Below are 11,906 nucleotides of genomic sequence, written 5' to 3'. Positions count from 1 at the left end.
CTGTATGAATCCCGCCTGAAGGGAAAGCTGCACGTAATCAGCAAGCGATATACGCAGCGAATTGAGCGGCATAACCTGAATCTGAGGCAGCACCTGGCACGGCTGGGACGGAAGTCGCTGTCGTTCTCAAAATCGGTGGAGCTGCATGACAAAGTCATCGGGCATTATCTGAACATAAAACACTATCAATAAGTTGGAGTCATTACCGGTATTTGCAGTGATGTTCTTCCCTTTCTGGTTTTTTCATCAAGGCAGTAATTTTTGTCGCGCATGTAAAAGTGGAGTCTGTATTTCAGCAATCTATCTTTTAGATTTATTCCTGTTCTCCGATAAAATTTTTTCCATTGCTGTATTTTCCTTCTTTTTTACTTTCACCATATTTATGGTCTTTACCTGTTTATGTGTACTTCAGAAAAGAGCATCAGGTAAAAGTTATCATTCAGACAACAGCGGTTCCGGTGGAGGCTCAAGTGGCGGCGGATTTAGCGGCGGTGGCGGTTCTTCTGGAGGTGGCGGCGCATCCGGCCGCTGGTAACTCAACCATAAAAAATGCCATCCCGGAGGCTGGCATTTTTAAATCAGATAAAGTCAGTCTTATGCCTGGCCTTTGATCTCTTTACGACCGTTGTACGGTGCTTTTTCGCCCAGAGCTTCTTCGATACGAATCAGCTGGTTGTATTTAGCAACACGGTCAGAACGGCTCATAGAACCAGTTTTGATCTGGCCTGCAGCAGTACCAACAGCCAGGTCAGCGATGGTAGCGTCTTCAGTTTCGCCAGAACGGTGAGAGATAACTGCAGTGTAGCCAGCATCTTTCGCCATCTTGATTGCAGCCAGAGTTTCGGTCAGAGAACCGATCTGGTTGAATTTGATCAGGATGGAGTTAGCGATACCTTTTTCGATACCTTCTTTCAGGATCTTGGTGTTGGTTACGAACAGGTCGTCACCAACCAGCTGGATTTTGTCGCCCAGAACTTTAGTCTGGTATGCGAAACCGTCCCAGTCAGATTCGTCCAGACCGTCTTCGATAGAAACGATCGGGTACTGTTTGGTCAGTTCTTCCAGGAAGTGAGTGAATTCTTCAGAGGTGAACGCTTTGTTGCCTTCGCCAGCCAGAACGTATTTACCATCTTTGTAGAATTCAGAAGCTGCGCAGTCCATCGCCAGAGTAATGTCTTTGCCCAGTTCATAACCAGCAGCTTTAACAGCTTCAGCGATAACAGCCAGAGCTTCAGCGTTGGAACCCAGGTTCGGCGCATAGCCACCTTCGTCACCAACAGCAGTGTTCATGCCTTTCGCTTTCAGAACTTTTGCGAGGTGATGGAAAACTTCAGAACCCATGCGGATGGCTTCTTTCACAGTTTTCGCGCCAACCGGCTGAATCATGAATTCCTGGATATCAACGTTGTTGTCAGCGTGCTCACCACCGTTGATGATGTTCATCATCGGAACCGGCATAGAGTATTTGCCCGGAGTACCGTTCAGTTCAGCGATGTGCTCGTACAGCGGCATACCTTTAGCAGCTGCAGCAGCTTTGGCGTTAGCCAGAGATACAGCCAGGATTGCGTTCGCGCCGAATTTGGATTTGTTTTCGGTGCCGTCCAGGTCGATCATGATCTTGTCAATGCCAGCCTGATCTTTAGCATCTTTGCCAATCAGCGCCTGAGCGATCGGGCCGTTTACCGCAGCAACAGCTTTGGTTACGCCTTTACCCAGGAAACGGGATTTGTCGCCATCGCGCAGTTCCAGAGCTTCACGGGAACCAGTAGAAGCACCTGACGGAGCAGCTGCCATACCGACGAAACCACCCTCCAGATGTACTTCGGCTTCAACAGTCGGGTTACCACGGGAGTCGATGATTTCACGACCGATGATTTTTACGATTTTGGACATTAGGTTTTCCTCAAGTCACTAGTTAAACTGAAACTCCAGACAAACAACGCGTACCCAGGGTACGCGTTGCCGTTCTAACTTTTTTACTTACTTCGCCTGACGTTTCTGGAACTCGCTGGCGGCTTTCACAAAGCCTGCAAACAGCGGGTGACCATCACGTGGAGTAGAAGTAAACTCCGGATGGAACTGGCAAGCCACGAACCACGGGTGATTCGGAACTTCGATGATCTCGACCAACTGATCATCCCCGGAACGGCCCGCAACGCGCAGACCTGCATCTTCAATCTGTTTCAACAGCATGTTGTTGACTTCGTAACGGTGACGATGACGCTCAACAATTGTCGGCGCATTGTACAGCTGGCGAACCAGGCTATCGTCAACCAACTGGCACTGCTGTGCGCCGAGACGCATGGTACCGCCGAGATCGCTCTTCTCGCTACGAACTTCAACGTTGCCGTTTTCATCGCGCCACTCGGTAATCAGCGCCACAACCGGGTACTTACAGTCTGGCACAAATTCCGTAGAGTTGGCGTTCTCCATGTTGGCAACATGGCGAGCGTAATCAATTAACGCCACCTGCATACCCAGGCAAATGCCCAGATAAGGAATATTGTTCTCACGCGCAAAACGCGCGGTCGTAATCATGCCTTCTACGCCACGATAGCCGAAACCGCCAGGTACGAGGATTGCGTCCAGACCTTTAAGGATTTCAACGCCGCGCGTTTCAACATCTTGTGAATCGATCAGTTTGATGTTGACGCTGACACGATTCTTCAGCCCACCGTGTTTCAGTGCTTCGATCACTGATTTATAAGCATCCGGCAGTTCAATGTACTTGCCGACCATACCGATGGTGACTTCACTTACCGGGTTCGCTTCTTCGAAGATAACCTGTTCCCATTCGGACAGATTCGCTTCCGGGCAGTTTAAGCTGAATCGTTTACAAATATAATCGTCCAGCCCCTGAGATTTCAACAGGCCCGGAATTTTATAGATGGAATCGACGTCTTTCAGAGAAATAACCGCTTTTTCCGGAACATTACAGAACAATGCAATCTTCGCACGTTCGTTCGCCGGAACAGCGCGATCTGAACGACAAATCAGGATGTCAGGCTGGATACCGATGGAGAGCAGCTCTTTTACAGAGTGCTGAGTCGGTTTGGTTTTGACTTCACCAGACGCTGCCATGTACGGCACCAGCGTCAGGTGCATAAACAGAGTGTGCTCACGGCCAATTTCAACAGCCATCTGGCGAATCGCTTCGAGGAACGGCAAGGATTCGATATCACCTACTGTACCGCCGATTTCTACCAGTACTACGTCATGACCTTCGCCACCTTCCAGCACGCGCTCTTTGATTGCGTTAGTGATGTGCGGAATAACCTGCACGGTTGCGCCGAGGTAGTCACCGCGGCGTTCTTTACGCAGAACGTCAGAGTAGATACGACCCGTGGTGAAGTTGTTGCGGCGGCTCATTTTGGTACGAATGAAACGCTCGTAGTGCCCCAGGTCCAGGTCGGTTTCAGCGCCGTCTTCAGTAACGAACACTTCCCCGTGTTGGATTGGGCTCATAGTACCTGGATCGACGTTGATGTACGGATCCAGTTTCATGATGGTCACATTGAGGCCACGGGCTTCAAGAATGGCTGCGAGGGAGGCTGCGGCAATGCCTTTACCCAGAGAGGATACGACCCCGCCGGTCACAAAAATATAGTTCGTTGTCATGCTGAACCTGAGAAGTTAGGTTGAAAAGACGATGGAATAACCAGGACGGGAAAGCAGTATACCCGAACATGACCTGTGCCACAAACTTTCATTATCCCTCCTCTTCGCCAGCGCACTATTGAAATCAGGAGTGAGAAAATAGCCCCTTTGGGGTAAATGTTTTTGACGCAAATCAAGCGTTGTCATTTAAAAAATGACAAGCGCTTGACCGCGTAATTCCCTTAGAGATCAATTTCCTGCCGTTTTACCTGTTGCCAGACTTCTTCCATTGTTTCGAGGTCAACACCTGTCATTTCCAGTCCACGCGCGGCAACAATACGCTCCACTTCGCGAAAACGACGCTCGAATTTTTCGTTCGCTTTTTGCAATGCGATTTCTGCTTTCGTCCCTAAATGGCGAGCCAGATTAACCGTGGCAAACAGCAGGTCCCCCATTTCCTCCTCCAGTTTAGCCTGGTCGACAACAGCCTGCCGCGCCTCGTACATCACCTCGTCGATCTCTTCGTAGACTTTATCAACCACCGGGCCAAGCGTCGTCCAGTCGAAGCCAACGTTGGCGCAACGTTTCTGGATTTTTTGCGCCCGCATTAAAGCCGGTAAACTACGAGGAATATCGTCCAGCGCCGAATGCTGCGCTTTCTGCGCGCGCTCTTCGGTTTTGATTTGCTCCCAACGGGCAAGCACTTCACTACTGTTTTCGGCAGAACTATCAGCAAAAACATGCGGATGGCGACGCTCTAATTTATCGCTAATAGCAGCGCAAATATCATTAAAGTCAAAGCGCCCTTCTTCCTGAGCCATTTGCGCGTAAAACACCACCTGGAATAGCAGATCGCCCAGTTCACCGCGAAGATCGTCAAAATCTTCACGGGCGATGGCGTCCAGCACTTCGTAGGTTTCTTCAAGGGTGTAAGGCGCAATGGTGGCAAATGTCTGCTCTTTATCCCACGGGCAGCCGTTTTCCGGATCGCGCAGGCGCTGCATAATAGTGAGCAAACGATCGATTTGATTCATTGAATTGTCCTGAAAATTGCGGGTCTGTCAGGTGGAAACCTGTGACCAGAATAGAAGTGAGTTAGTAACACTACCCAATCAGTACGTTAATTTTGGCTTTAATGAGTTGTAATTCCTCTGGGGCAACTGTTCCTTTCTTCGTTGCTCCTCTTGCCCGCCAGGCGATTCTTTTTACCTGATCAGCTAACGCTACGCCATCACGTTCCTGACCGGATAAAACAACTTCGAACGGATATCCTTTTGATTGCGTTGTACAAGGAACACACAGACACATACCTGTTTTGTTGTTGTACATGAAAGGACTCAGGACAACAGCTGGACGATGTCCAGCTTGCTCGCTACCTTTTGTCGGGTCAAAATCAACCCAAATCAGATCGCCCATATCGGGTACGTATCGGCTTACCATTACCAGACTTCCTTATCTTTCGGCTCTCCCCAGTCGATATTCTCGTGGAGGTTTTCCGGCGTGATGTCGTTGACCAGTTCAGCAAGCGTAAATACGGGCTCTTTACGCACTGGCTCAATAATTAATTTGCCATCCACCAGGTCAATCTTCACTTCATCATCAATATTCAGATTGAGCGCCTGCATTAACGTAGCCGGGATCCGCACCGCCGGTGAATTTCCCCAACGCTTTACGCTACTGTGGATCATAACCCTTTCCTCAAACCGCTATCATATGTAGATACAGTATATATCAATCTACATTGTAGATACGAGCAAATTTCTGCCTAACTCCCGTGCAACCGACGCGCGTCGATAACATCCGGCACCTGGTTGAGTTTACCCAGCACGCGGCCCAGCACCTGCAGGTTGTAAATCTCAATGGTCATGTCGATGGTCGCCAGTTGCTGTTTGGTGTCGCTACGGCTGGCAACGCCAAGTACGTTCACCTTCTCGTTGGCGAGAATGGTCGTGATATCACGTAACAACCCACTACGATCATTAGCCACCACGCGGACCACCAGCGAATATCCGGCGGAGTAGCTCTCACCCCATACCGCGTCAACAATGCGTTCTGGCGCATGAGAGCGCAGTTCCGCCAGTTGTTCGCAATCGGCGCGGTGTACTGAAATACCGCGCCCCTGGGTAATGAAGCCGACAATCTCATCTCCAGGAATCGGCTGGCAGCAGCGCGCGATGTGGTGCATCAGGTTGCCAACACCTTCGACTACCACGCGACCGTTATCTTTACTGCGGTTTTGCGGCGTGTAGCTTTTTTGCTGAAGTTGCTTCAGCGCGGCGGCGTCCTGCTCTTCGGCACTCGGCTTATTAAATTGCGATTGCAGGAAGTTCACCATCTGATTGAGACGGATATCCCCGCCACCAATCGCCGCCAGCAACTCGTCGACATCATTAAAGTTGTAACGCGGCAGCAGATGTTTTTCTGCTTCTTTCAGGCTGATCCCCAGATGTTCCAGCTCGTCGTCAAGGATTTGCCGCCCAGCCAGAATGTTTTTGTCACGGTCCTGTTTACGGAACCAGGCGTGAATTTTCGAACGCCCACGGCTGGTTGTGACGTAACCGAGGTTTGGGTTTAACCAGTCACGGCTGGGGTTCGGCTGTTTCTGGGTTATAATTTCAATCTGGTCGCCCATCTGCAGCTGGTAGGTGAACGGCACAATGCGCCCGCCAATTTTTGCCCCGATGCAGCGGTGTCCGACATCACTGTGGATGTGGTAAGCGAAGTCCAGCGGCGTTGATCCCGCAGGCAAATCAACGACATCACCTTTCGGCGTAAAGACATACACCCGGTCGTCAAAGACCTGGCTGCGTACTTCGTCGAGCATTTCGCCGGAATCAGCCATCTCTTCCTGCCACGCAATCAGTTTACGCAGCCAGGCAATCCGGTCTTCATGTCCCGAACGTGCGCCGCCAGCTGCCGCGCCCTCTTTATATTTCCAGTGCGCAGCAACACCCAACTCTGCATCTTCATGCATCTGTTTGGTGCGGATTTGGATCTCAACGGTTTTGCCACCTGGCCCCAGAACCACGGTATGAATAGACTGATAACCGTTTGGTTTCGGGTTAGCGACATAATCGTCAAACTCATCCGGCAGGTGGCGATAGTGAGTGTGCACTATCCCCAGTGCGGCATAACAATCCTGTAAACGCTCGGCGACAATACGTACCGCACGCACATCAAACAGCTCATCGAAGGCGAGGTTCTTTTTCTGCATTTTGCGCCAGATGCTGTAGATGTGTTTCGGACGGCCATACACTTCAGCTTTAACGCCTTCAGCTTTCATCTCAGCGCGCAGATGACCGACAAACTCTTCGATATAGTGTTCGCGGTCGAGACGGCGTTCATGCAGCAGTTTTGCGATGCGTTTGTATTCGGTCGGGTGCAGATAACGGAAGCAGTAATCTTCCAGCTCCCATTTCAGTTGCCCAATCCCAAGACGGTTCGCCAACGGCGCGTAGATATTGGTGCACTCTTTTGCCGCCAGTACGCGTTCATCTTCCGGCGCATCTTTTACTTCGCGCAGATGAGCAATACGCTCCGCCAGTTTGATGACCACGCAGCGAAAATCATCGACCATCGCCAATAACATCCGGCGAACGTTATCGACCTGTTCGGAGGAAACAGAATCAGTGTGCGTCGCTTTCAGCTGGCGGATCGCCGCCATATCACGCACGCCGTGAATAAGGTTAACGACAGACTTACCGACGCTCTCACGCAGCACATCTTCGCTGACTACGTTGGCATCGGCCAGAGGGAACAGCAGCGCCGCCCGCAGCGTGTCAATGTCCATACTTAATGTCGAGAGGATCTCCACCATCTCAACACCACGCCACAATAACAGACTGGCATCCGGATGCCCCTGCGTCTGCTGCAGACAATACGCCCAGGTTTCGGCTAAGCACTCACACGACTTCTGGCTGGTAATACCCAGACTTGCGATCCATTTTTCCGGATCAAATTCACCAGCCTTATTGATATGTGCACTTCTTACCGCAACCATTGTCCTCTCCTTTAGGGACCAGACCTGCCGAAATCGGCAAATCGTAACTATTTAACGCGCGAGAAAAGTACCATCGATTCCAGATGTCCCGTGTGTGGGAACATATCCAGCATCGCCAGTCGCGCAATGGTATATCCTGCTTTTAATAACGCTTCGCTATCCCGAGCCAGCGTTGCAGGGTTACAGGATACATAAACTATACGAATAGGTTCCAGTTTTATAATTTGCTGCATAACACCTGCGGCACCTGCTCGCGCCGGGTCCAGCAACACTTTATCGAAGCCGTTTTTCGCCCACGGCTGCTTTGTGACATCTTCTTCAAGATTTTCGTGATAAAACGTCACATTCTGTAAGCCATTAAGACGCGCATTCTGCTGGCCTTTTTCCACCAGCGCCGGAACACCTTCTACACCGACCACACTGGCAGCTTGTGTCGCCAATGGCAGTGTAAAGTTGCCCATACCGCAGAACAGATCCAGTACGCGATCTTCAGGTTGCACATCCAGCCATTCCAACGCACTCGCTACCATTTTTTGGTTCACACCCGCATTGACCTGAATAAAATCGCGCGGGCTAAAAGTTAAGCGCAACCCGTTAGAGTCATACCAGGGCATCTCACCAGAGACGGTTTCGAGTATCTCACTATCGGGGGCGAGATACAGATCCAGGCCTTCAGAATGCGAAAAGCGTTCCAGTTTTTCGCGATCTGCCGAACTTAGCGGTGCGGTATGGCGCAAAATCATCAGCGTGCCGCTGGTTGCCTGTACCAGTTCAACATGACCAAGATGGCGCATTGCTTGTAAGCTGCCCAGGCATGCCCTGACTTTGGGCAGCAATGCTTCAAGTTGGGGCACTAAAATGGGACATTGTTTAACGTCGACAATGTCACTGGAGCCCGCTTTGCGAAACCCCATCTGAAGTTGCTGTGTTTTCGGTAAGTAGTTCAGACTTAAACGCGCGCGACGGCGATAGCCCCAGGGAACATCGGCGATCACTTCAGAGACTTCGTGTTTCATTAATCGGGCGAGTGCCGCACTTTTGCTTCGCTGCTGTAAATCCACGCTGGCGTGTTGTTGCTGACAGCCGCCGCATACGCCAAAATGAGGACAGCGTGGCGTTTCGCGTTCCGGGCTATCGCTTAACCGGCGTACGACTTTAGCGCGGGCATACTGTTTTTTATCTTCAGTAACAGTAACTTCCGCGTTTTCCTGCGGCAATAATCCGGGGATAAATAGCGTTTTGCCGTTATGTCGCGCCACGCCCTGACCAAAAGAGTCGAGGTCGTTGACTGAAACGGTTATGATCTGACGCGTCGTCGTGCGTCGTTTTGCAGAGTAGAATTGCGCCATTGGCGAGACTTTCTCAATTTAACAGTGTGACCTTAATTGTCCCATAACGGAACTCCATGACCAACTACAGCCTGCGCGCACGCATGATGATTCTGATCCTGGCACCGACCGTCCTTATTGGTTTATTGCTGAGTATCTTTTTCGTCGTGCATCGCTATAACGACTTGCAGCGTCAACTGGAAGATGCCGGTGCCAGCATTATTGAGCCGCTTGCAGTTTCTACTGAATATGGCATGAGCCTGCAAAATCGCGAATCTATCGGTCAGTTAATAAGCGTACTGCATCGTCGCCATTCCGATATTGTTCGCGCGATTTCGGTTTATGATGAAAATAACCGACTCTTTGTCACCTCCAATTTTCATCTTGATCCCTCATCAATGCAGCTCGGCAGCAACGTGCCGTTTCCTCGCCAGCTCACTGTCACTCGTGACGGCGATATTATGATCCTCCGCACGCCGATTATTTCTGAGAGTTACTCCCCCGACGAATCGCCCAGTAGCGATGCCAAAAATAGTCAAAATATGTTGGGATATATTGCGCTTGAGCTGGATCTTAAATCGGTTCGCTTGCAGCAATATAAAGAGATCTTTATTTCCAGCGTGATGATGCTGTTTTGTATCGGTATTGCGCTTATTTTTGGCTGGCGCTTAATGCGCGATGTAACCGGTCCGATTCGCAACATGGTGAATACCGTCGACCGCATCCGTCGCGGGCAACTCGACAGCCGGGTGGAAGGATTTATGCTCGGCGAGCTGGATATGCTGAAAAACGGTATCAACTCGATGGCAATGTCGCTGGCTGCTTATCACGAAGAGATGCAGCACAATATCGACCAGGCGACGTCCGATCTGCGTGAAACGCTGGAGCAGATGGAAATTCAGAACGTTGAGTTGGATCTGGCGAAAAAGCGCGCCCAGGAAGCGGCGCGTATTAAATCCGAGTTTCTGGCAAATATGTCACACGAGCTGCGTACACCACTGAATGGTGTTATTGGCTTTACCCGCCTGACGCTGAAAACAGAATTAACACCAACGCAGCGCGATCACCTGAATACGATTGAACGTTCGGCAAATAATTTGCTGGCAATTATTAATGATGTTCTCGACTTCTCGAAACTGGAAGCAGGTAAGCTGATTCTGGAAAGTATTCCATTCCCACTACGCAGCACGCTGGATGAAGTCGTTACTCTGCTGGCACATTCTTCTCACGATAAAGGGTTGGAACTGACGCTCAATATTAAAAGCGACGTGCCTGATAACGTGATCGGCGACCCACTGCGATTACAGCAAATCATCACTAACCTGGTGGGGAATGCAATTAAATTCACCGAGAATGGCAACATTGATATTCTGGTAGAAAAACGTGCGCTGAGTAATACCAAAGTGCAGATTGAAGTGCAGATTCGGGATACCGGCATTGGTATTCCTGAACGCGATCAATCGCGCTTATTCCAGGCCTTCCGACAGGCTGATGCCAGTATTTCCCGCCGTCATGGTGGCACCGGGCTGGGGCTGGTGATTACACAAAAACTGGTTAATGAAATGGGCGGCGATATTTCGTTCCATAGCCAGCCGAATCGCGGTTCAACTTTCTGGTTCCACATTAATCTCGATCTGAACCCGAACATTATTATCGAAGGGCCATCCACCCAGTGCCTCGCAGGTAAGCGCCTGGCCTATGTCGAACCAAACTCCGCAGCAGCGCAATGCACGCTGGATATTTTAAGTGAAACGCCGCTGGAAGTGGTTTATAGCCCAACGTTCTCCGCGCTGCCTCCCGCGCATTACGACATGATGTTGTTAGGCATCGCGGTGACCTTCCGCGAGCCGCTAACAATGCAACATGAGCGATTAGCGAAAGCGGTATCGATGACCGATTTCCTGATGCTGGCACTTCCTTGCCATGCACAAGTCAATGCTGAAAAACTCAAGCAAGATGGTATCGGCGCGTGTCTGCTGAAACCATTAACACCTACACGCCTGTTGCCTGCCCTGACGGAATTTTGTCATCACAAACAAAACACGCTTTTGCCTGTAACCGATGAAAGTAAGCTGGCAATGACAGTCATGGCGGTTGATGACAACCCCGCTAACCTGAAACTTATCGGCGCATTGCTGGAAGATATGGTGCAACATGTGGAACTTTGCGATAGCGGGCATCAGGCGGTTGAACGGGCGAAACAGATGCCGTTCGATTTGATCTTAATGGATATTCAAATGCCGGACATGGATGGCATTCGGGCCTGCGAACTCATCCACCAGCTCCCCCATCAGCAACAAACGCCGGTTATCGCGGTAACGGCGCATGCAATGGCCGGGCAAAAAGAGAAGCTGCTTGGCGCAGGGATGAGCGATTATCTGGCGAAACCGATTGAAGAAGAGCGATTGCATAATTTGTTGTTGCGCTACAAGCCTGGCAGCGGTATTTCCTCTCGCGTCGTGACGCCCGAAGTCAACGAAATTGTGGTGAACCCGAATGCGACCCTCGACTGGCAACTGGCACTACGCCAGGCAGCAGGAAAAACCGATTTAGCGCGCGATATGCTGCAAATGTTACTCGATTTCCTGCCTGAAGTTCGCAACAAAGTTGAGGAACAGCTGGTTGGAGAAAACCCGGAAGGCCTGGTTGATTTGATTCATAAACTGCATGGCAGTTGCGGCTATAGCGGTGTGCCGCGTATGAAGAATCTCTGCCAACTGATCGAACAACAGCTACGTAGCGGTACTAAAGAAGAAGATTTGGAGCCGGAGCTGCTGGAACTGTTGGACGAGATGGATAATGTCGCGCGCGAAGCCAGCAAAATTCTCGGGTAACGGACGTCTTGTCGAGTAGCAATCGGCTTTTTATGACGCTGGTTTCAGATTGGTGACAAAGTGCCTGTGTTTATGCCGGATGCGGCGTTAACGCCTTATCCGGCCTACAAAACCAATTAAATTCAATGAATTAAAAAATGATGTAGA

At 50.5% G+C, this 11,906-nt stretch carries 9 protein-coding genes and 1 pseudogene; 3 read left to right on the top strand and 7 right to left on the bottom strand.

The features are described from left to right. Both BGK49_RS27390 and BGK49_RS14995 read left to right on the top strand, forming a co-directional pair. Positions 1-192, top strand: a 192-nt coding sequence (locus BGK49_RS27390; protein ID WP_000718190.1) for an IS1 family transposase, incomplete at its 5' end; no start/stop codon positions are given. A gap of 16 nt (positions 193-208) precedes the next feature. Further along, a pseudogene (locus tag BGK49_RS14995) lies at positions 209-535 on the top strand (TPM domain-containing protein); the annotation flags it as partial. A 59-nt stretch (positions 536-594) separates the two neighbouring features. Here BGK49_RS14995 and eno read toward each other — a convergent pair. The 7 genes from eno to rlmD form a co-directional block, all read right to left on the bottom strand. Then, positions 595-1,893, bottom strand: coding sequence for a phosphopyruvate hydratase (gene eno / locus BGK49_RS14990; protein WP_000036723.1), 1,299 nt, complete (start codon positions 1,891-1,893; stop codon positions 595-597). Positions 1,894-1,980: 87 nt separating this feature from the next. Next, complete coding sequence (gene pyrG, locus BGK49_RS14985; RefSeq protein WP_000210878.1) at positions 1,981-3,618, bottom strand: glutamine hydrolyzing CTP synthase; 1,638 nt, start codon at positions 3,616-3,618, stop codon at positions 1,981-1,983. Positions 3,619-3,839: 221 nt separating this feature from the next. Next, on the bottom strand, positions 3,840-4,631 hold the full coding sequence (mazG, locus tag BGK49_RS14980; RefSeq protein ID WP_001071648.1) for a nucleoside triphosphate pyrophosphohydrolase: 792 nt from the start codon (positions 4,629-4,631) through the stop codon (positions 3,840-3,842). A gap of 70 nt (positions 4,632-4,701) precedes the next feature. Beyond that, positions 4,702-5,037 carry an endoribonuclease MazF gene (mazF, locus tag BGK49_RS14975; protein ID WP_000254733.1) on the bottom strand — a complete coding sequence of 112 codons (336 nt, stop codon included), beginning with the start codon at positions 5,035-5,037 and terminating at the stop codon, positions 4,702-4,704. After that, a complete protein-coding gene (mazE, locus tag BGK49_RS14970) occupies positions 5,037-5,285 on the bottom strand; it encodes a type II toxin-antitoxin system antitoxin MazE (protein WP_000581937.1) in 249 nt (82 codons plus the stop codon). Before mazE ends, mazF begins: the two co-directional genes overlap by 1 nt. Before the next feature lie 77 nt (positions 5,286-5,362). After that, positions 5,363-7,597 carry a GTP diphosphokinase gene (relA, locus tag BGK49_RS14965; RefSeq protein WP_000226815.1) on the bottom strand — a complete coding sequence of 745 codons (2,235 nt, stop codon included), beginning with the start codon at positions 7,595-7,597 and terminating at the stop codon, positions 5,363-5,365. Positions 7,598-7,644: 47 nt separating this feature from the next. Continuing rightward, positions 7,645-8,946 carry a 23S rRNA (uracil(1939)-C(5))-methyltransferase RlmD gene (gene rlmD, locus BGK49_RS14960; RefSeq protein WP_000046825.1) on the bottom strand — a complete coding sequence of 434 codons (1,302 nt, stop codon included), beginning with the start codon at positions 8,944-8,946 and terminating at the stop codon, positions 7,645-7,647. A 56-nt stretch (positions 8,947-9,002) separates the two neighbouring features. Between rlmD and barA the strand changes: the two genes are divergently transcribed. Further along, positions 9,003-11,759: a two-component sensor histidine kinase BarA gene (gene barA / locus BGK49_RS14955; RefSeq protein WP_000186450.1), complete on the top strand. Its 2,757-nt coding sequence runs from the start codon at positions 9,003-9,005 to the stop codon at positions 11,757-11,759. Positions 11,760-11,906: the final 147 nt, after the last annotated feature.

The organism is Shigella sp. FC1544, assembly GCF_001722145.1.
In the GTDB taxonomy this organism is placed as follows: Bacteria; Pseudomonadota; Gammaproteobacteria; order Enterobacterales; family Enterobacteriaceae; genus Escherichia; species Escherichia coli.
This window is presented reverse-complemented; position numbering and strand designations above follow the sequence as displayed.

Bases quoted from the DNA above. Each gene is read 5' to 3' on its own strand.
- eno (WP_000036723.1), bottom strand. From the start codon at position 1,893: ATGTCCAAAATCGTAAAAATCATCGGTCGTGAAATCATCGACTCCCGT.
- pyrG (WP_000210878.1), bottom strand. From the start codon at position 3,618: ATGACAACGAACTATATTTTTGTGACCGGCGGGGTCGTATCCTCTCTG.
- mazG (WP_001071648.1), bottom strand. From the start codon at position 4,631: ATGAATCAAATCGATCGTTTGCTCACTATTATGCAGCGCCTGCGCGAT.
- mazF (WP_000254733.1), bottom strand. From the start codon at position 5,037: ATGGTAAGCCGATACGTACCCGATATGGGCGATCTGATTTGGGTTGAT.
- mazE (WP_000581937.1), bottom strand. From the start codon at position 5,285: ATGATCCACAGTAGCGTAAAGCGTTGGGGAAATTCACCGGCGGTGCGG.
- relA (WP_000226815.1), bottom strand. From the start codon at position 7,597: ATGGTTGCGGTAAGAAGTGCACATATCAATAAGGCTGGTGAATTTGAT.
- rlmD (WP_000046825.1), bottom strand. From the start codon at position 8,946: ATGGCGCAATTCTACTCTGCAAAACGACGCACGACGACGCGTCAGATC.
- barA (WP_000186450.1), top strand. From the start codon at position 9,003: ATGACCAACTACAGCCTGCGCGCACGCATGATGATTCTGATCCTGGCA.